Origin of the sequence: Mesorhizobium sp. M0664 (assembly GCF_040320565.1) — a bacterium.
In the GTDB taxonomy this organism is placed as follows: Bacteria; Pseudomonadota; Alphaproteobacteria; order Rhizobiales; family Rhizobiaceae; genus Mesorhizobium.
The window spans coordinates 1-19,509 of the sequence record NZ_JAMYPW010000029.1; the positions used below are offsets into that span (position 1 = coordinate 1).

General features: G+C 64.1%; 15 protein-coding genes. 11 read left to right on the forward strand and 4 right to left on the reverse strand.

The window, feature by feature from the left end; translation table 11 throughout:
• Positions 1-267 precede the first annotated feature (267 nt).
• On the reverse strand, positions 268-3,216 hold the full coding sequence (gene polA / locus NKI39_RS22395) for a DNA polymerase I (protein WP_352834488.1): 2,949 nt from the start codon (positions 3,214-3,216) through the stop codon (positions 268-270).
• 442 nt (positions 3,217-3,658) lie between these two features.
• On the opposite strand from polA, the gene NKI39_RS22400 reads away from it, so the two are divergent.
• From NKI39_RS22400 to NKI39_RS22420, 5 genes are all read left to right on the forward strand, one after another.
• Positions 3,659-5,044, forward strand: coding sequence for a M20/M25/M40 family metallo-hydrolase (locus NKI39_RS22400; protein WP_352834491.1), 1,386 nt, complete (start codon positions 3,659-3,661; stop codon positions 5,042-5,044).
• Between the two features lie 103 nt (positions 5,045-5,147).
• Positions 5,148-5,768, forward strand: a complete 621-nt coding sequence (locus NKI39_RS22405; protein WP_254816792.1) for a ribonuclease D — start codon at positions 5,148-5,150, stop codon at positions 5,766-5,768.
• 203 nt (positions 5,769-5,971) lie between these two features.
• Positions 5,972-6,223 carry a hypothetical protein gene (locus tag NKI39_RS22410; protein ID WP_352469413.1) on the forward strand — a complete coding sequence of 84 codons (252 nt, stop codon included), beginning with the start codon at positions 5,972-5,974 and terminating at the stop codon, positions 6,221-6,223.
• Positions 6,224-6,514: 291 nt separating this feature from the next.
• A complete protein-coding gene (locus tag NKI39_RS22415) occupies positions 6,515-8,767 on the forward strand; it encodes a transglycosylase domain-containing protein (RefSeq protein WP_352834494.1) in 2,253 nt (750 codons plus the stop codon).
• A gap of 60 nt (positions 8,768-8,827) precedes the next feature.
• Positions 8,828-9,580 (forward strand): SDR family NAD(P)-dependent oxidoreductase, encoded by a 753-nt coding sequence (locus NKI39_RS22420; RefSeq protein WP_023675240.1) that lies wholly within the window; start codon positions 8,828-8,830, stop codon positions 9,578-9,580.
• Positions 9,581-9,692: 112 nt separating this feature from the next.
• Here the strand turns inward: NKI39_RS22420 and NKI39_RS22425 are convergent, their stop codons facing one another.
• Complete coding sequence (locus tag NKI39_RS22425) at positions 9,693-11,465, reverse strand: cation:proton antiporter domain-containing protein (protein ID WP_352834497.1); 1,773 nt, start codon at positions 11,463-11,465, stop codon at positions 9,693-9,695.
• 227 nt (positions 11,466-11,692) lie between these two features.
• The gene (locus NKI39_RS22430; RefSeq protein WP_352448343.1) at positions 11,693-12,142 is read right to left on the reverse strand and encodes a baeRF12 domain-containing protein; all 450 of its coding nucleotides are present in this window, start codon (positions 12,140-12,142) and stop codon (positions 11,693-11,695) included.
• 439 nt (positions 12,143-12,581) lie between these two features.
• On the opposite strand from NKI39_RS22430, the gene cysG reads away from it, so the two are divergent.
• The 6 genes from cysG to NKI39_RS22460 all read left to right on the forward strand — a co-directional run bounded on the left by cysG (position 12,582) and on the right by NKI39_RS22460 (position 18,315).
• A complete protein-coding gene (cysG, locus tag NKI39_RS22435; RefSeq protein ID WP_352834500.1) occupies positions 12,582-14,033 on the forward strand; it encodes a siroheme synthase CysG in 1,452 nt (483 codons plus the stop codon).
• Positions 14,030-14,335: a DUF2849 domain-containing protein gene (locus NKI39_RS22440; RefSeq protein ID WP_352834503.1), complete on the forward strand. Its 306-nt coding sequence runs from the start codon at positions 14,030-14,032 to the stop codon at positions 14,333-14,335. Before cysG ends, NKI39_RS22440 begins: the two co-directional genes overlap by 4 nt.
• A 73-nt stretch (positions 14,336-14,408) precedes the next feature.
• Entirely contained in the window at positions 14,409-16,079 is a 1,671-nt protein-coding gene (locus NKI39_RS22445) for a nitrite/sulfite reductase (protein ID WP_352834506.1), read from the forward strand.
• Complete coding sequence (locus NKI39_RS22450; protein WP_352448339.1) at positions 16,054-16,818, forward strand: phosphoadenylyl-sulfate reductase; 765 nt, start codon at positions 16,054-16,056, stop codon at positions 16,816-16,818. The genes NKI39_RS22445 and NKI39_RS22450 overlap by 26 nt, the downstream gene beginning before the upstream one ends.
• Positions 16,819-17,020: 202 nt before the next feature.
• Complete coding sequence (locus NKI39_RS22455) at positions 17,021-17,557, forward strand: DUF934 domain-containing protein (RefSeq protein ID WP_352539420.1); 537 nt, start codon at positions 17,021-17,023, stop codon at positions 17,555-17,557.
• 137 nt (positions 17,558-17,694) lie between these two features.
• Positions 17,695-18,315 (forward strand): DJ-1/PfpI family protein, encoded by a 621-nt coding sequence (locus tag NKI39_RS22460; RefSeq protein WP_352502643.1) that lies wholly within the window; start codon positions 17,695-17,697, stop codon positions 18,313-18,315.
• Between the two features lie 147 nt (positions 18,316-18,462).
• On the opposite strand, the gene NKI39_RS22465 is transcribed toward NKI39_RS22460, so the two are convergent.
• A complete protein-coding gene (locus NKI39_RS22465) occupies positions 18,463-19,485 on the reverse strand; it encodes a fatty acid desaturase (RefSeq protein ID WP_352469420.1) in 1,023 nt (340 codons plus the stop codon).
• Positions 19,486-19,509 lie beyond the last annotated feature (24 nt).

Sequence of the window (19,509 nt, forward strand, 5' to 3'; positions counted from 1 at the left end):
ACGGACGGCTCCCTTGTTTGAGATCTCAACGAACTCATTCTGGCACATCCGATGCCGTCGGGCGCCGTCCACCCCATCATGCCGTTACATCAGCCGAAGAATGTAGCGGCTCAGAATGAAGCGCTCTATAGCGATCCTTCACACCTTCCTTGTCCAGCCTGCATCAAAAGTTCTGCACCGCAGCAACACTCTGATGTCACGGCATGGAATCCTAGGGTCTGCGCTTCGCTTCGCGTTCGCTCCGCCCTAGGATGACGAAGCACGGCCCTAATGCGCCTCTTCCCAGTTGTTGGCGGCGCGGGCGTCGACGTGCAGCGGCACCGACATCGATACCGCCGGCATGGCGGCGTTCTCCATGACGTGGCAGACGACCGGGATCGTCGCCTCGACCTCGGCTTCGACCGTCTCGAAAACCAGCTCGTCATGCACCTGCAGCAGCATGCGGGCAGAAAGCCTGGCTTTTTCCAGCGCCTCGTCCATACGGATCATGGCGCGACGGATGATGTCGGCGGCGGTGCCCTGCAGGCGGGCGTTGATCGAGGCGCGCTCGTTGAAGGCACGGACCGAAGGGTTCGACGACCGTATCTCCGGATAGTGGATGCGGCGGCCGAAGATGGTCTCGACGAAGCCGTGCTCGCGGGCATAGGCCTTGGTCGCATCGATATAGTCGCGGATGCCGGGGAAGCGCTCGAAATATTTCTTGATGTAGTCGCCGGCTTCCTCGCGCGCGATCGACAGCTGGTTGGCGAGGCCAAAGGCCGAAATGCCGTAGATGATGCCGAAATTGATCGCCTTGGCACGGCGGCGCACTTCCGAAGGCATGCCCTCGACCGGCACGTTGAACATTTCAGACGCGGTGATGGCGTGGATGTCGGCGCCATCGGCGAAGGCCTGCTTGAGCTGCGGGATTTCGGCGACGTGGGCGAGCACGCGCAATTCGATCTGGCTGTAGTCGGCGGAAACCAGCTTGTTGCCCTTGTCGGCGATGAAGGCCGTCCTGATCTTTCGACCCTCGACGGTGCGCACCGGAATGTTCTGCAGATTGGGATCCGAGGACGACAGCCGCCCGGTCGTCGTCGCGGCAAGCGCGTAGGAGGTGTGGACGCGCTTGGTGTCGGGATGGATGAAGCCGGGCAGCGCATCGGTATAGGTCGATTTCAGCTTGGTCAGCTGGCGCCAGTCGACGATCTTGCGCGGCAATTCGTGGCCTTCGGCGGCGAGGTCTTCGAGAAGCTGCGCCGAGGTCGACCACTGGCCGGTCTTGGTTTTTGAACCGCCGGGCAGACCCATCCTGCCGAACAGGATGTCGCCGAGCTGTTTTGGCGAGCCGATGTTGATGCGTTCGCCGACCAGCTGGTAGATCTCGTCCTCGAGCCGTGCGGCACCCTGTGCCAGTTCGCCGGAGAGCCGCGACAGGATCTGCCGGTCGACGGAGATGCCGCGCTGCTCCATCCGTGCCAGGACCGGCACCAACGGCCGTTCAAGCCGTTCATAGACCGAGACCAGGCCCTTGGCGGCAAGCCGTGGCTTCAGCACCTGCCAGAGCCTGAGCGCGACGTCGGCGTGCTCGGCCCCGTAAGCCGTCGCCTTGCCGAGGTCGGCCTGATCGAGGCCGATGAAGCTTCTTCCCGAACCGGCCAGTTCCTTCAGCGGAATGGTCGCGTGGCCGAGCCATTTATCGGCCAGCGCCTCCAGGCCGTGGCCACCGTGGGTTCCGGCCTCGAGCACGTAGGAGATCAGCATGGTGTCGTCATAGGGGCCGATCTCGATGCCGTGACGGCTCATGACGACAAGGCGGTATTTCATGTCGTGCACGATCTTGAGGACGGATTTGTCCTCGAGCAGCGGCTTGAGCAACGCCAGCGCGTCGCGGACCGGGATCTGGTCTTCGACCGCGCCGCCGCCGAGCAGGTCGCCATTGCCGTTTTTGTGAGCAAGCGGCACGTAGGCGGCGTGGCCGGGCGCGACGGCCATGGCAAGGCCGATCAGTTCGGCCCGCATCGGATCGGGCGAGGACGTCTTAACGTCGAAGGCGACGATGCCTCTCTCCATCGCCTCGGCGATCCAGGCCTTCAGCGTCGCGGCGTCGCGGATGCAGGTGTAGGCGCCGGTGTCGATCTTGCGGGCGGTGGCAGCCTCCAGGCGAAGCGCCGAAAGCAGGGATGGGGTGTCGCCTTGCTTGGCTGCGGCCGGAGCTTCGAGTGCCGCTTCGTCCGACGGCGGTGCGCTCTCGGCGGCCGCGGGCACGCCAAAACCCATATCGGGGCCATGCGCGGTATCGGCACGCTCTATGGTGACGGGGGTGGCTGGAACGTCGCCGGCGTCGGTTCCGGTCGCTTCGGCCACGCGGCGGGTCAGCGTCGAGAATTCCATGGTCTTGAGGAAGCCGATCAGCCTGGGGCCGTCCGGCGCATGCAACACGAACTCGTCAAGCCCTTCGGTCACCGGCACGTCGTTCTTCAGCCTCACCAGGTCACGCGAAATGCGTGCCTTGTCGGCATTGGCGATGATCGATTCGCGCCGCTTGTCCTGCTTGATCTCGCCGGCGCGGGCGAGCAGCGTGTCGAGGTCGCCGAACTGTTCGAGCAATTGCGCTGCCGTCTTCGGCCCGATGCCGGGCACGCCCGGCACATTGTCGACCGAATCGCCGGTCAGCGCCTGCAGGTCGATCATTTTCTGTGGCGGCACGCCCCATTTCTCGATCACCTCGGAAACGCCGATCTGGCGGTCCTTCATCGGGTCGTACATGGCAACCGTTGGGCCGACCAGTTGCATCAGATCCTTGTCGGAAGAGATGATGGTGGTGTCGGCGCCGGCTTCGCAGGCAAGCCGGCAATAGGTGGCGATCAAATCGTCGGCCTCGTAGCCTTTCGTCTCAAGGCATGGCAGGTTGAAGGCCCTGGTCGCCTGGCGGATCAGGCCGAATTGCGGGATCAAATCTTCCGGCGGCGCCGAGCGGTTGGCCTTGTATTCGGGGTAGAGGTCGTTGCGGAAGGTCTTCGACGAATAGTCGAAAATCACGGCGAAATGCGTCGGCACGATGCCGACATCGGTGTTGCGGGCGTCCTGCGTCAGCTTCCAGACCATGTTGCAGAAGCCGAGCACGGCACTGGTCGGCAGCCCGTCGGACTTGCGGGACAGCGGCGGCAGCGCGTGATAGGCACGGAAGATGTAGCCGGAGCCGTCGACAAGGAAGAGATGATCGCCTTTTTTCATGGCACGAGGGAATAGCGCGGCGCAGCGCCGCGGTCCATGCCAAAGGCGGCTTCTGCCAAGGGTTCCGGCAACACCCTGACAAATGGCGTGCGAGCCTGGCCTGCCATGCGGCCTGGCCGGAGCTTTGTTCGCTCACGCCTATGTTACAAAAGTGTAATTTTTGTGCCCTTGAATCGCCACGTTCGCAGACACAGATAAACGCCATCGGCAGTTTTCGCCGAAGTCCGGAGCAAGGCCCGTCCCCCGCCTATCCCGGACACTTGCGGCAGCCTATCCCCCCTCTCCGGGCTGCCGCATCGTTTCGAGTAGAGGCCGCCGTGGTTCCCTCCACCACGGCGGCATTTTTTTGCCTTTGGACAGGAAGCTGTGGCCCAACGGTCGCGGGCTTTCCGTTTCGCAACATGGGCTCTAGATTCGCCGCCAGAATCGAAAGGCCCGCCAGATGTCCGCAGTTTCCCCTGTTCTCGACCGCCTCGACAAGAACTTCGACCAGAGCCTGGAACGCCTGTTCGGCCTGCTCGGCATCAAGTCGATCTCCACCGATCCGGACTACGCCGCCGACTGCCGCAAGGCCGCCGAATGGCTGGTCGCCGAGCTCAAGCTGATCGGCTTCGACGCCAGCGTGCGCGACACACCAGGCCATCCGATGGTGGTCGCGCATCACGATGGGCCGGCGGGCGCGCCGCATTTGCTGTTTTACGGCCATTACGACGTCCAGCCGGTCGATCCGATCGAGCTGTGGGAAAGCGACCCGTTCGCGCCGGCGGTCAAGGAGATCGAGCCCGGCCACAAGGTGATCACCGGCCGCGGCGCGGCCGACGACAAGGGCCAGCTGATGACCTTCGTCGAGGCCTGCCGCGCGTGGAAGCAGGTGCATGGCGGATTGCCGTGCCGAATCACAATCCTGTTCGAGGGCGAGGAGGAGTCCGGATCGCCGTCGCTGAAGCCGTTTCTCGAGGCGAATGCGGATGAGCTCAAGGCCGATTTCGCGCTGGTCTGCGACACCGGCATGTGGGACCGCGATACGCCGTCGATCTGCGTCTCGCTGCGCGGGCTGGTCGGCGAGGAGATTACGGTGACTGCCGCCGACCGCGACCTGCATTCCGGGCTCTATGGCGGTGCGGCCGCCAATCCGATCCGCATCCTGGCAAAAATTCTGGCCGACATCCACGATGCGGATGGTCACGTCACCATTCCGGGTTTTTATGACGGCGTCGAGGAAACGCCGTCGCAGATATTGCAGTCGTGGCTGTCGCTCGGTGAGACGGCCGAGACCTTCCTCGGCCCGATCGGCCTGTCGATCCCGTCCGGCGAAAAGGGCCGCTCGGTGCTCGAACTGACCTGGGCGCGACCGACGGCCGAGTTCAACGGCATTATCGGCGGCTATACCGGCAAGGGCTTCAAGACGGTGATCGCCGCGCAAGCCTCGGCAAAAATCTCCTTCCGCCTGGTCCACAAACAGGATCCGGAAAAAATCCGCGCCGCCTTCCAGGCATTTGCCAGGCAGCGCGTTCCGGCCGACTGCTCGGTCGAATTTCATCCGCATGGCGGCTCGCCGGCGATCCAGCTGTCCTACGACTCGCCCTTCCTCGCCAAGGCCAAGCAGGCGCTGTCCGACGAATGGCCGAAGCCGGCGGTGGTGACCGGCAGCGGCGGCTCGATCCCGGTGGTCGGCGATTTCCAGACTTATCTCGGCATGGAGTCGCTGCTCGTCGGTTTCGGCCTCGACGACGACCGCATCCACTCGCCGAACGAGAAGTACGAGATGAGCTCCTTCCACAAGGGCCAGCGCTCCTGGGCGCGCATTCTCGAGGCGCTGACACGCTGAAATTACGCCAGATTCAAGTTTTTGTTGATTTTTCGCCGGATCGCGGCAAGGACGGGCACGGTCCGTCGCGCATCGCTGCACGGGGCCGCGACCGGAGAAGACGATGAGCGACATACGTTTCCACAAAAACGATCTGCCCGGCCTGCTGCATTACGATGTCGGGGCGGTCGCCATCGACACCGAGACGCTGGGGCTGAACCCGCATCGCGACCGGCTCTGCGTCGTGCAGATCTCGCCGGGCGACGGCTCGGCCGACGTCATCCAGATCGCGCCCGGCCAGAAGAAGGCGCCGAACCTCGTCAGCCTGCTCAAGAACCGCAGCATCACCAAGCTGTTCCATTACGGCCGCTTCGATCTCGCCGTTCTCTACAATGCCTTCGGCGTCATGCCGGAGCCGGTGTTCTGCACCAAGATCGCGTCGCGGCTGACGCGCACCTACACCGACCGGCACGGGCTGAAGGACATCTGCTTCGAGCTTCTCGGGATCGGCCTGTCGAAGGCGCAGCAATCATCGGACTGGGCCGCCGAGACGCTGTCGCCCGAGCAACTCGAATATGCCGCCTCCGACGTGCTCTATTTGCACCGGCTGCGCGACGTGCTGAGCGCGCGTCTGGCGCGCGACAACCGGACCAGGGAGGCCGATGCCTGCTTCCGCTTCCTGCCGACGCGTGCGAAACTCGACCTGATGGGCTGGGATGAAGAGGACATCTTCGCCCACAGCTGATGGCCTTCATGATAATTCTACTCCGACGGCCATCTGGCGCAGTTTTCTCCGCTTCCGGTGCTCACGGACCCAAATGTCCGCTGCGCTCCGGTTCTCGAAAAACCACGCCATATGTCTCGCCGGAGCGAATTCTCCTAAAGGCCATCGGCCAGGAACCGGACGCTTATCCCGGCGTTCCGTTCGCTTCACCGGGAGAAATGAAAATGGCTGCCCGAAAATCAATCGAAACGGCACCGAAGGACGGTTCCAAGGTCACCGTCTACTGGCAGGACAGCGACGGCGTGATGAACGAGAGCATCGCGCAATACCGTTCGCTCGACCGGCTGAAGGCGGCAGGCGGCGACTGGGACGAAAGCGACGCTGGCTGGTGGGCCTATACGGACGGCCATACGCAAAGGAAGATCGAGCCGATCAGCTGGCGGCCGGCCTCCGACGATGCGGATGCCGACGACTGAGGGTTGTCGCAACCGCCGAACTGAAGTGATTATTCTGAGGCAACGCGCATTTTGTTCTTGCTTTGTGCCGGCAGCTATGCTACTAATTTCGCTATGGTGCTCATTGGCTCCAACGACCCGCCCGCCGAGGCGGGTTTTTCATTTCCGGCTTTGGCGCTGTCGCGGGCCGCAGCCGTTCGGCAAGCGACTGAATACAGTTTACTTCGATTTTTCCCGACTTAACCCGCCTTTAAACCGCCGCATCTAGTCTTCAACCCCAACGCCATAGGCATGGGGAAGACAGCACAGCGCATGGCGAACCGGAAAGACAGCCGCATCGAGCCCAGCTTCGAGGCATCGCCGGGGGCGAGATCCTCGGCCGGTTTTTCGGTAAGCGAGGAGGACCGCGTCGTGCCGAGCAACCGAAAAGCCGCTGCAAAGCGCAAATCGTCCAAGGTCAAGCCGCCGCGCGGCGGGCGCGGCAAAAGCCGGCGCGGCGTGTTCGGCGTGCTTGCCCGGCTGTTCTACTGGTGCTTCGTGCTGGCCATCTGGGGCGGCATCGCCACCGCCGGCATCGTCGTCTATTACGGCGCGAAAATGCCGGCGGCCACCACCTGGGCCATTCCCGACCGCGCCCCCAACATCAAGATCGTCTCGGTCGACGGCCAGCTGCTTGGCAATCGCGGCATGAGCGGCGGCGAGGCCGTCGGCCTGCACGAAATGTCGCCCTATATTCCCGAGGCCGTCATCGCCATCGAAGACCGCCGCTTCTATTCGCATTTCGGCATCGACCCGATCGGCCTTTCCCGGGCGATGGTGACCAATGTGCTGGGCGGGCATTTTTCGCAGGGCGGCTCGACGCTGACCCAGCAGCTGGCCAAGAACCTGTTCCTGACGCCGGACCGCACGCTGGAACGCAAGGTGCAGGAAGTGCTCTTGGCGCTGTGGCTGGAGCACAAGCATACGAAGGACCAGATCCTCGAAATGTACCTCAACCGGGTTTATTTCGGCTCCGGCGCCTATGGTGTCGAAGCGGCCTCGCGCCGCTATTTCGGCAAGAGCGCGCGTGACGTCACGCTGTCGGAGGCTGCCCTTCTCGCCGGCCTGCTCAAGGCGCCGTCGCGGCTGTCGCCGGCGCGCGACCCGAAGGCGGCCGAGCAGCGCTCGCAGCTGGTGCTCGCCGCGATGCGCGACGAGGGCAAGATCAGCGCCAAGGAGCAGACCACGGCGATGAGCGCGCCGGCGACACGCGCGCCGTCCTACTGGACCGGCTCGGAAAACTACGTCGCCGATACGATCATGGAAGAACTGCCCGACCTGATCGGCGACGTGCGCCGCGATATCGTCGTCGACACGACCGTCGACCTGACGCTGCAGAAACTCGCCGAGCAATCGATCCGCCGGCTGATCGACCAGAGCGGCAAGAAGCTCAATGTCAGCCAGGGCGCGCTGGTGTCGATCGACAATTCCGGCGCGGTGCGCGCGATGGTCGGCGGTTACGACTATTCGACCAGCCAGTTCGACCGCGCCTCGGAAGCGCGCCGCCAGCCGGGGTCGGCGTTCAAGCCGTTCGTCTACATGGCGGCGCTGGAATCCGGCCGCACGCCCGACAGCGTGCGCAACGACGCGCCGATCAAGATCGGCAACTGGACGCCCGACAATTACGGCGGCAAATATTTCGGCAAGGTGACGCTGGCGACGGCGCTGGCAAAATCGCTGAACTCGGTGGCCGCGCAGCTGACCATGGAAGTCGGGCCGAATGCGGTGGTCGAGGCGGCGCACCGCATGGGCGTCCAGTCCGAGCTGACGGCCAACACCTCGATCGCGCTCGGCACCTCGGAAGTGACGCCGCTGGAACTGACCTCGGCCTATGTTCCCTTCGCCAATGGCGGTTACAAGCCGGACATCCATTTCATCCGCCGCGTCACGACGAGCGACGGCAAGGTGCTCTACGAAAACAATGGCGGCGGTGCGCCGCGGGTCGTCAATCCCGATGTTGTCGGCATGATGAACTCGATGATGACCGGCACGGTCGAGATCGGCACGGCCAGGAAGGCGGCGTTCGCCTGGCCGGCGGCCGGCAAGACCGGCACCAGCCAGAATTCGCGCGACGCGTGGTTCATCGGCTATACCGCCAATCTGACCACCGGCGTCTGGTTCGGCAATGATGACGGCAGCGCGATGAAGAAGGTCACCGGCGGCGCGCTGCCGGCGCAGGCCTGGCACGAGTTCATGGTCGCCGCGCATGAGGGCGTGCCGGTGCGACCGCTGCCCGGAACCTGGAAGTCGACGCCGCCCGACACCATCGTGCCGGACGACATACCGTCCGACACGCCGCCGCCGGCGCCGGTCGCTTCCGTCGGCCAATCGGCGCCGCCTGTGGCAGCTACCCAGTCGGCTTCGCGTCCCGTGCGTTCTGCCGAGACAGTCGATGCCGGCGGCCTGGCCATGCCGGGCGTCGACAGCGCCACCGGATCGATCAAGCACCCGGTGCCGCCCGGCAATGTCGGCGGCCCGGTCAAGAAGCGGCAGACCTCGATATTGGACATTCTGACAGGCGGCTGAGCGACGGGCCCCTCGCCACCGCTGCCGCGTTCCGCTACATCTCCCGTTTGGAGACCGCGAATGGCAGAGACCGACACCAGAAAAACCATCGTGCTGACCGGCGCCAGCCGTGGCATCGGCCATGCCACGGTCAAGCGCTTTTCACGCGAAGGCTGGCGCGTCATCACCTGCTCGCGCCAGGCCTTTGCCGAGGACTGCCCGTGGCCGGCCGGCCCCGAAGACCATATCAAGGTCGACCTCGCCGACCAGGAGGATGTCGGCATCGCCATCTCCGAGATACGCCACCGGCTCGAGGCGCATGGCGGGCAGCTGCATGCGCTCGTCAACAATGCCGGCATCTCGCCGAAGCTCAAGGACGGCAACAGCCGCATGAACTCTATCGACACGCCGATGCATGTCTGGCGCGACGTCTTCCAGGTGAATTTCTTCGCCCCGATCATGCTGGCGCGCGGACTGTTCAAGGAACTGGCATCGGCCAAGGGCTCGATCGTCAACGTCACCTCGATCGCCGGCACCCGCGTGCATCCTTTCGCCGGTACCGCCTATGCGACGTCGAAGGCAGCACTCGGCTCGCTGACGCGCGAGATGGCGCATGATTTCGGCCCGCACGGCATTCGCGTCAACGCGATCGCACCGGGCGAGATCGACACCGCGATCCTGTCGCCGGGCACCGAAAAAATCGTCGAGACAATCCCGCTGAGAAGATTGGGCACCACGGCAGAAGTCGCCGACATCATCTTCTTCCTGTGCTCGCAGCAGGCGTCCTACGTGACCGGCTCGGAAATCCATATCAATGGCGGCCAGCACGTTTGAGCGGTTGGTTTTGATCAATCGTTGACGCTGCCCCTCATCCCCCTGCCGGGACCTTCTCCCGTGAAGAACGGGGAGAAGGGCTTGACCGCAACGCTGGCAGGGCGGCGCAGGCTTAGGCTGCCGTGGGCGCTTTCGGTGCTGCCGTCACCACCTCGACGATGCCGCGGGCGATCTCGCGTTCGCCCATGATGACGGTGTCGGCACCAAGGTTTTTGAGGTGCTCGACCTCGGCATCGGAATGGGCGCGGGCGATGATTTCGATTGTCGGATTGGCGGCGCGGGCGCGCAGAACGACCTGCCCGGCCTCGAAGGCGTTGGGAATGGCCAGGATCAGCCGCTTCGCCCCCTCGGGATTGGATGCGGCGAACACGTCGCCACTCGCCGCGTTGCCGGGTACGGTTTCGACCCCTTCGGCCTTGAGCTTCGCCAGCGTCTTGTCGGCATCCTCGATGACGAGGAAGGGCAGGGCGGCCTGCTTCAGCGCCGTGCCGACGAGGCTGCCGACGCGGCCGTAGCCGATCAGGATGGTGTGGCCGGTCAGCCTCGTCCTGGGCGGTGGGCCATCCTCGTTAGCAGGCGCCGCGACCGAAGCCACCTGGCCGGGCTCGGTCGCCGGGCCGATCGGCCTTGCTTCGCCGGACGGCGCCGTCCTGCCGGCGCGTGCTTCCAGCCAGGGTTTCATCCGGTCGACGGCAAAAAACATCAGCGGATTGAGGACGATCGACAGGATGGCGCCGGCGAGGATGAGGTCGCGGCCTTGTTCGGGCAGCAGTTTCAGCTCGACGCCGAGTTCAGCCAGGATGAACGAGAATTCGCCGATCTGGGCTAGGCTTGCCGAAATCATCAATGCGGTTGCGACCGGATAGCGGAAGACGACGACGATGACGAAGGCTGCCAGCGACTTGCCGACAACGATGATGGCCAGCGTCGCCAGGATCGGCCAGCCATTGCTGATCACGCTGAACGGGTCGAACAGCATGCCGACTGAAACGAAGAACAGCACGGAAAAGGCGTCGCGCAGCGGCAGCGATTCCTCGGCCGCCCGGTGGCTGAGCTCGGATTCGCTCATGATCATGCCGGCGAAGAAAGCGCCGAGAGCCAGCGACACGCCGAACAGCTTGGCCGCGCCGAAGGCGACGCCAAGCGCAATCGCAAGCACCGCCAACCGGAACAGTTCGCGCGATCCGGTATGGGCGACGTAGTGCAGGATCCAGGGGATAAGCCGGCGGCCGACCACCAGCATGACCACGACAAAGGCCGCGACCTTGGCCAGTGTGATGGCGACGACGCCCCAGACGCCGTAGCTCGCCGGCAGCGACAGCAGACCGCTGGAGTGCACCTCCACCTGCTCTTGGCCGCCGAGCACGCCGGCCAACGCCGGCAAAAGCACCAGCGCCAGCACCATCGCCAGATCCTCGACGATCAGCCAGCCAACGGCGATGCGGCCGCGCTCGGTCTCGATCAGCCGCCGCTCCTGCAGGGCGCGCAACAGCACCACGGTCGAGGCCACGGAAAGCGCCAGGCCAAAGACCAGTCCCGCACCGATCGACCAGCCGAGCATCCAGGCAAGGCCGGCGCCGAGGGCTGTCGCGAAGCCGATCTGCACAATGGCGCCGGGCACGGCGATGGCGCGGACCGACAACAGGTCCTTCAGCGAGAAATGCAGGCCGACGCCGAACATCAGCAGGATGACGCCGATCTCGGCAAGTTCATTGGCGAGGCCGGCATCGGCGACGAAACCCGGCGTGTTCGGTCCAACCAGAACGCCGGCGATGAGATAGCCTACCAGCGGCGGCACGCGAAAACGGTTGGCAAGTGCGCCGAAGACGAAAGCCAGCCCCAGACCGGCGACGATGGTGGCGATAAGGGGCGTGTCATGCGGCATTGTCTATGGAGCGCCTTCAGGAATCGCGATGTCGGATATGCGCCGTCCAATGGCCGCCGCCTTGGCAGTATGGAGGCTGGGACAGTCGCGAGACAACCCGCAATCCCCATGAAATCGATGGCAAGACGGCAAAAAGGCGTTGAGCCGGCAAGCGTTGCCACCCGGCGCGGCCTGCTCCAGGCAGGCGATTGCTACGGAAACGAAAGTTGCACGCCGCCGATGCCCGATCAGGTCGCCTGCAGCAGGCTCTCGATATCGGGTATGCTGTGGTTGGTCAGCGTCTTTGGAATTTCGGCCGTTATCTTGTCGGTGACCTCCTTGTGCAGTTTCCTGCGCATGTCGCCCAGCACCGGCGGCGGCGCGATCAGCACGATCTCCTTGAAGCTGCCGCGGTGCGCGAGCTTGTAGAGCCTGTCGGCAATCTCTTCGGCAAAACGCTCCTTGCCGAGACGGTGCCAGTCGGTGTCCTCGACCGCACTGCGGTGGACGGAAGGGCCGTCGCTGTAGCGGCCGGGGCGGTCCGTGCCTTGTTCTCGGGTTGCCGGATTTTCCTGCTCCATCTCGTGCACGACCTGAAGGTCGGGATATTGGACGTCTCCACGGTTCTCGAGGAACAGCGCCTTTTCGCCATCTGCCACCACGATCCACAGTCCGCGTTTCAGTCTGACGTTGCTCATGGGGCGCTCCTTTTTGATTTTTCGAACCCATCGCCGGGCCTTTGCCGCAGGGGTGTGACCGGGCCTGGGTCCATAGGGCAAACGCGTGCCGAGGCGGGAATGTTCCGGCACTCGGACCCGGTGCTCCGACGGGGGTCGGCGAGAGTGCGGGGCTGCCGTCGATCGCTCGGTCAGCATCCGGCGGCTTAATCTACTAAATTGATAGAATTTAGAAAAATCTGTTTTGTGGTTAGCTCCTCCGGCCGCTAAAAAGGCAGCGGATCAAGGGCTGCAACAGCAGCTTCAATCTGCCCCGCATTTGAATGTGGAATATTTTTCTCTTGGCCTTCATGCTTGCAGAAAAGAGATTGCCTGCTACGAAGCGATGCGCGAGTGGGTGCCTTCTGGTTTTTCGCGCCCCCGCGTAGAACTGACAAACGGTTCCAGGATTCCGCTCGTCATGCCGCAAGCCACACCCAAGCTCAATGCCTTTCCCGTCTTCATGCGGGTCGAGGGCGAAGCCATAGCCATCGTCGGCGGCGCAGAGGAAGCGCTGGCCAAGGCGCGGCTGCTCGCGCAGTCGAGCGCTGTGCTGCGCATCGTCAGCGATGAAACAAGCCCGGAGCTGCTGGCCTTTATGGCCGAGACGGGGGCCGCCCACATCGCCGACGTCTATGATGCAGCACATCTCAATGGTGCGGTGATGGTGTTTGCCGCCAGCGGCGACGAGGCGCTCGATCGCCGCGTTGCCGGGGATGCGCGCCGGCTGGGCATTCCGGTCAATGCCGTCGACCGGCCGGAGCTATGCGATTTCTTCACGCCGGCACTGGTCAACCGCGCGCCGGTCGCCATTGCCATCGGCACGGAAGGTGCCGGCCCGGTGCTGGCGCAGATGCTGCGCAGCCGCATCGACCGCATGCTGGCGCCCTCGCTCGGGCCGCTCGCGGCGCTCGCCGCATCTTTTCGCGACACCGCCGAAAGACTGCTGCCGAAGGGCAATGCCCGCCGCCGCTTCTGGAGCGATTTCTTTGGCGGCGCGCCGGCCCGCGCTGTCGAGGCAGGCGAGCTTTCGCAGGCGCATGATGCGGCCGTCGGCCTGCTGCTTTCGACAGAACCGGCATCGGGCCATATCGCGCTTGTAGGCGCCGGTCCAGGCGCCGAGGACCTTTTGACGCTGCGCGCCCATCGCCTGCTGATGGAAGCCGACGTGATCGTCCATGACGCGCTGGTGCCGGAGGCGATCGTCGCAATGGGCCGTCGCGATGCCGAGCGCCTGCCGGTCGGCAAGCGCAAGGGCTGCCATTCCAAGAGCCAGGCCGAGATCAATGCGCTGCTGGTCGAGCTTGGCCACGCCGGCAAGCGTGTCGTGCGGCTGAAGTCCGGCGACCCGCTGGTGTTCGGCCGGGCCGGCGAGGAGATGGCGGCACTTCGCGATGCCGGCGTCGCCTACGAAGTGGTTCCGGGCGTCACCGCGGCCTTCGCCGCCGCCGCCGATTTCGAACTGCCGCTGACGCTGCGCGGCGTGTCGTCGTCGATGGTGTTCACCACCGGCCATGACCTCAAGGGAAATTCGCTGCCCGACTGGGCAAAGCTCGCCATTTCCGGCGCGACGGTCGCCGTCTATATGGGCCGCTCGGTCGCCGCCGAGGTCGCCGGCCGGCTGATCGAAGCCGGCCTGTCGCCGGATACGGCCGTCGCCGTGGTCGAGAATGCCAGCCTTGCCAACCGCCGCCGTTTCCACGGCACGCTCGCCGACCTGCCGTCGCTGGAGGTGCGCGCCGACCTCAGCGGCCCGGTGATGACCATCATCGGCGACGCGGTCGCCGGCGCCAATTTCGAACGGTCCGAGCCGCTGGCGGCACACAGGCAGGAAAGCGTGGCGAGTGCTGCCGCGCAAGGAGTGAGCCAATGAAAGTCTTGACCGCGAACCGCCTCGCCGACGGCATAGCCGTCTGGTACGCCAATGGCGGCTGGGCCGAGATCATCGACCATGCCGACATCGCCCATGACAAGGCGGCCGAGGACCGGCTGGAGGCAATCGGCGCCAAGGCCTCCGCCAACAACGAAGTGGTCGACGTCAACCTGATAGACGTGACCGTGGCCAACGGCACAGTCGAAGCGGTCCGGTTGCGCGAAAGGATCCGTGCCGCCGGCCCGACCACCCGCAACGACCTGGGCAAGCAGGCCCGTCCGCAAGCCGCACGTGCGGCATAGATGACACAAGCATGATCCCGATCATGCTCGAACGAAGAAAATAACGGGCGGACGCGCCCGGAAAGACCTGAATATGTACCGTTACGATGAGTTCGACCACGATTTCGTCAAGGCCCGCGTCGCCGAGTTCAGCGACCAGGTTGCGCGGCGCCTTGCCGGCGAGATCACCGAGGACCAGTTCCGGCCGCTTCGGCTGATGAACGGCGTCTATCTGCAGCTGCATGCCTATATGCTGCGCATCGCGGTGCCCTACGGCACGCTGAACAGCAAGCAGCTGCGCATGCTCGGCCACATCGCCCGCAAATACGACAAAGGTTACGGCCATTTCACGACGCGCCAGAACATCCAGTTCAACTGGCCGGCGCTGTCGGACATCCCGGCGATCCTGGCTGATCTGGCAAACGTCGAGATGCACGCCATCCAGACCAGCGGCAATTGCATCCGCAACGTCACCGCCGACCACTTCGCCGGCGCCGCCGCTGACGAGGTTGCCGATCCGCGCCCCTATGCCGAAATCCTGCGGCAATGGTCCTCGGTGCATCCGGAGTTCTCGTTCCTGCCGCGAAAATTCAAGATCGCGGTGACCGGCGCCGAGCGCGACCGCGCCGCCATCCAGACGCACGACATCGGCCTGCACCTGAAGAAGAACGCCGCCGGCGAGCTCGGTTTCGCTGTCTATGTCGGCGGCGGCCAAGGCCGCACGCCGATGGTCGCCAAGAAGATCCGCGATTTCCTGCCCGAAGCGGATCTGTTGTCCTACTGCACGGCGATCCTGCGCGTTTACAACCTCTACGGCCGGCGCGACAACAAGTTCAAGGCGCGCATCAAGATCCTGGTCCATGAGACCGGCGTCGAGGAGATCACCCGCCAGGTCGAGGCCGAATGGCAGGAGTTGAAGGACGCCGAGCTGAGGCTGCCGGAAGAAGACATCCGCGCCATCGATGCGTATTTCGCGCCGCCTCCGCTTGTCGACCGGCCGGAAGGCGACGAGGCGGTCAAGCTTGCCCGCCTCGACTCCAAGAGCTTTTCCGAATGGCTGGATCAGAATGTGGTCACCCATCGCCATCCCGACTACGCGGCGGTGACCATCTCGCTCAAGGGCATCGGCGAGACGCCGGGCGATGCCTCCGACAGCCAGATGGAAGCGGTCGCCGACATTGCCGAAAAATATTCATTCGACGAGCTGCGCGTCAGTCACGAGCAGAACCTGATCCTGCCGCATGTGGCGCGGGCCGACCTCAAGGCGGTCTATGACGCGCTTGTCGATATCGGGCTGGCGACGGCCAATTCCAACCTGATCAGCGACATCATCTCCTGCCCCGGCCTCGACTATTGCGCGCTGGCAACGGCGCGTTCCATTCCCGTGGCACAGGAAATCTCGCGGCGCTTTGCTTCGCTGGAGCGCCAGCGCGACATCGGCGAATTGAAGCTGAAGATTTCCGGCTGCATCAATGCCTGCGGCCATCACCATGTCGGCCATATAGGCATCCTGGGCGTCGAGAAGAAAGGCGCCGAGCTTTACCAGGTGACGCTCGGCGGCTCGGCCGACGAGAACACCTCGGTCGGCGAGATCATCGGCCGCGGCTTCAGTTCGGAAGAGATCACCGATGCCATCGAGCAGATCGTCGAGACCTATCTCGGGCTTCGGCTGGACAGAAACGAAAGATTCATCGACGCCTACCGCCGAGTCGGTCCCGCGCCGTTCAAGGAGGCGCTCTATGCTGGCGAAGCCAAGGCCGCTTGACCGTATCGTCGACGTCGAGGCCGGCATCGCCGCCCAAGCGGCGGGTCTCGACGCGCTCTACGGCCATCTGAAGCCGCTGGAGATCATCGAGCGGTCGACCCGGGAGTTCTTTCACGGCGAAATCGCCGCCGTCTCGTCCTTCGGCGCGGATTCGGCGGTGCTGCTGCACATGATCGCCGAGATCGACCGCACGCTGCCGGTGATCTTTCTCGACACCGGCAAGCATTTCGAGGAGACGCTCGGCTATCGTGACGCGCTGGCCGCCGATTTCGGGCTGAGCGATATCCGGGTGATCAGGCCCGACGATGCGGCGCTGGCAAGGATCGACCCGACCGGCAATCTGAACGAGACCGACACCGACGCCTGCTGCGACGTGCGCAAAGTCGAGCCGCTGGCGCGCGGCGTCGAGCCGTTCCGCGCCTGGTTCACCGGCCGCAAGCGCTTCCAGGCGGCGACCCGGGCAGCGCTCCCGGTGTTCGAGGCGGTCGGCTCGCGCATCCGCATCAATCCGCTGGCGCACTGGACGACATCGGACCAGGCCGGCTACATGCGCGCGCATGCGCTGCGTGAAAACCCGCTGGTCGCCTATGGCTATCTGTCGATCGGCTGTTTCCCATGCACGCAGCCGGTGCAACCGGGCGACGATGCGCGCAGCGGCCGCTGGGCCGGGCACGCCAAGACCGAATGCGGCATCCACTTGTCGGGGCTGGAAAGGTCGCTGACCGACGCATCACTTTAGGGTATATTGATATTCAGCCGGCCTGCAAACGGCGGCTTCCTGCGCTTCCGGCGCTCACGTACCCAAAGTACGCTCCGCTCCGGTTCTCGGAGGCCACGCAGTTTGGTCGCTTCGCGCCCGCCTTCGGCTCGGCCTGACCTGAATCTCAACGCACCCTGAGGTGTTTTGCACTTTAGAATCTTTGGACTTGGGAATTTTCTTGATGAGCGACTTGATAGCCGAAAACGCCATGCGGCTGTGGACACCGGATGGGTTCCGCGAGGACGAGTGGGTTCATGCCGAAAGCGCCGAGGCGCTGGTCGGCAATGGCCGTTTCATCCTGCCCTTGCAGGCGTTTCTGGGCCTCGATCCGGAGGTGCGGCGGTCGGCGAAGGAGCGCATCGGTGTGCTGCTGCAGCCCGGCGATCAGCTCGAGAAGATCGCAGGCCTGCTCGATCAGCTGTCGCTGGTGGCGCTGGCGTTTCCGGCGTTCAATGACGGCCGCTCGTTCTCCAAGGGCGAATTGCTGCGCAGCCGTTATCATTTTGCAGGCGCTATGCGCGCCACCGGGCAGGTGCTGATCGATCAGTTGCCGCATATGCTGCGCGTCGGCTTCGATGAATTCGAGGTATCGCACCCGGTGCTGCTGAAGCGGCTCGAGCAAGGCCGCACCGGCGGACTTCCGCTGTTCTATCAGCCGGCGGTGAAGCCGGAGGCCAAAGGCCCGAAATATTCCTGGCGGCGGGTGCGCGCCGGCTGATCCGCTCCAGAGGGCCAGAAGCCCTATCTGGTCGGACCACATTCCCGATTCAGCCTTTTATTTTGCGCCTCTCCGCCTTAGGATGGGCCCATTATTTCGCGATCCGAATAAATGTGGCCACAAGGGAGGAACCGGGTATGGCTGGCAAGAAGATATTGATGCTCGTTGGCGAGTTCAGCGAGGAGTACGAGATTTTCGTCTTTGAACAGGCCATGCATGCGGTGGGCCACACCGTCCATGTCGTTTGCCCCGACAAGAAGGCCGGCGATATCCTGAAGACCTCCCTGCACGACTTCGAGGGCCACCAGACCTATACGGAAAAGCTCGGCCACGACTACATCCTCAACAAGACGTTTTCCGAGGTCAATCCGGCCGACTACGATGCCGTCTACGCGGCGGGCGGGCGCGGGCCGGAATATATCCGCATCGACAAGCGCGTGCAGGCGCTGGTGCGGCATTTCCATGAGACGGGAAAACCGATCTTCACCATCTGCCACGGCGTGCAGATCCTGATCGCGGTCGACGGCGTGGTGCGCGGCAGGGAAGTCGCGGCGCTGCAATATTGCGAGCCGGAAGTCACGCTGGCCGGCGGCATCTATATCGATGTTGCGCCGACCGGCGCCCATGTCGACGGCAATTTGGTGTCGGCGAAGGGCTGGCCGGGCCTTGCCGCCTTCATGCGCGAATGCCTGAAAGTGCTGGGCACCGAGATCCGCCAGGGCGAGACCCTGATGCGCGACCAGCGCCGGGCGGCTTAAGCTCGGAATGTGGAGCCCGCCGCACCCCTAACGCATGTCGCGCAAAAGTGTCAGCGGTTTTGCGATAACGGCATGCATAAACGACAACCTAAAGCGCGTCGCATGAGGCCGGTCGAGCGCAACGCGCTTTAGGTGCGGCGGTATGCTTTACACGGCCATCCGCGCTTCGCGGAACGATACCAGCTTGCTGCGACTCTCGTCCCACAGCGCCAGCTTGACGCAGCGCAGGCTGTCGAGGAGTGTGACGCGGCCGATCTCACGCAGCTCCGGATAGTCCCTCAACACTTCCGGAAGCCGGTAGCATGGCACCTTGGCCGAGAGGTGATGCACGTGGTGGACGCCGATATTGCCGGTGATCCAGTTCAGCACCGGCGGCAGGTCGTAATAGGACGAACCGTGCAGGGCAGCGTGCTGGAATTCCCACTCGGAGTCCTTTGTCCACTCCGTCTCCTCGAACTGATGCTGGACATAAAACAGCCAGATGCCGGCCGATCCGGCGAGGATGACGATCGGCAAATGCACGACCAGGAACGCGCCGGGGCCAACGAACCAGATGAGCAGCGCGGCGATGACCGCGATGGCGAGATTGGTCGACATCGACGACACCCAGGGGGTGAAACCGCCCCGCATCATGCCCAAGGGCAGTCTCTGCTCGAAAATGAAGATCCATATCGGGCCAAGGCCAAACATCACCAGCGGATGGCGATAGAGGCGATAGGCGAGCCGGCCCCGCCATGACAGTTGCCGATATTCAGCGACCGTCAGTGTCTTGATGTCGCCGGTGCCGCGCTCGTCGAGATTGCCGGCGCTGGCGTGATGGGTTGCGTGGGCGCGGCGCCAGCAATCGTAGGGCGTCAGCGTCAACACGCCAAGCACGCGGCCGATCCAGTCGTCGGCATAGCGGTTGGCAAAGAAGGAGCCGTGGCCGCAATCGTGCTGGATCATGAAGATACGCACCAGAAAGCCGGCTGCCGGAAGGATCAGGACCAGACCCCACCAATGGCCATAGGCATAAGCGGCCGAGGACAGTGCCCACAGCGTGGCGAAGGGGATGAGGGTGATGGCGAGTTCGACGGCGCTGCGACGCCTGTCGGGCTTTTTATAGCGCGACAGGATCTTCAACCAGGCGCGCTTGCTGTTTGCCACAGCTTCGGGGGAAATCATGTTCATCATGAAACATAGGCGGAGCGGCGC

What these genes read in the sequence shown, in the direction of transcription:
- polA (WP_352834488.1), bottom strand. Translation starts at nt 3,216, where the DNA reads ATGAAAAAAGGCGATCATCTCTTCCTTGTCGACGGCTCCGGCTACATC.
- NKI39_RS22400 (WP_352834491.1), top strand. Translation starts at nt 3,659, where the DNA reads ATGTCCGCAGTTTCCCCTGTTCTCGACCGCCTCGACAAGAACTTCGAC.
- NKI39_RS22405 (WP_254816792.1), top strand. Translation starts at nt 5,148, where the DNA reads ATGAGCGACATACGTTTCCACAAAAACGATCTGCCCGGCCTGCTGCAT.
- NKI39_RS22410 (WP_352469413.1), top strand. Translation starts at nt 5,972, where the DNA reads ATGGCTGCCCGAAAATCAATCGAAACGGCACCGAAGGACGGTTCCAAG.
- NKI39_RS22415 (WP_352834494.1), top strand. Translation starts at nt 6,515, where the DNA reads ATGGCGAACCGGAAAGACAGCCGCATCGAGCCCAGCTTCGAGGCATCG.
- NKI39_RS22420 (WP_023675240.1), top strand. Translation starts at nt 8,828, where the DNA reads ATGGCAGAGACCGACACCAGAAAAACCATCGTGCTGACCGGCGCCAGC.
- NKI39_RS22425 (WP_352834497.1), bottom strand. Translation starts at nt 11,465, where the DNA reads ATGCCGCATGACACGCCCCTTATCGCCACCATCGTCGCCGGTCTGGGG.
- NKI39_RS22430 (WP_352448343.1), bottom strand. Translation starts at nt 12,142, where the DNA reads ATGAGCAACGTCAGACTGAAACGCGGACTGTGGATCGTGGTGGCAGAT.
- cysG (WP_352834500.1), top strand. Translation starts at nt 12,582, where the DNA reads ATGCCGCAAGCCACACCCAAGCTCAATGCCTTTCCCGTCTTCATGCGG.
- NKI39_RS22440 (WP_352834503.1), top strand. Translation starts at nt 14,030, where the DNA reads ATGAAAGTCTTGACCGCGAACCGCCTCGCCGACGGCATAGCCGTCTGG.
- NKI39_RS22445 (WP_352834506.1), top strand. Translation starts at nt 14,409, where the DNA reads ATGTACCGTTACGATGAGTTCGACCACGATTTCGTCAAGGCCCGCGTC.
- NKI39_RS22450 (WP_352448339.1), top strand. Translation starts at nt 16,054, where the DNA reads ATGCTGGCGAAGCCAAGGCCGCTTGACCGTATCGTCGACGTCGAGGCC.
- NKI39_RS22455 (WP_352539420.1), top strand. Translation starts at nt 17,021, where the DNA reads ATGAGCGACTTGATAGCCGAAAACGCCATGCGGCTGTGGACACCGGAT.
- NKI39_RS22460 (WP_352502643.1), top strand. Translation starts at nt 17,695, where the DNA reads ATGGCTGGCAAGAAGATATTGATGCTCGTTGGCGAGTTCAGCGAGGAG.
- NKI39_RS22465 (WP_352469420.1), bottom strand. Translation starts at nt 19,485, where the DNA reads ATGAACATGATTTCCCCCGAAGCTGTGGCAAACAGCAAGCGCGCCTGG.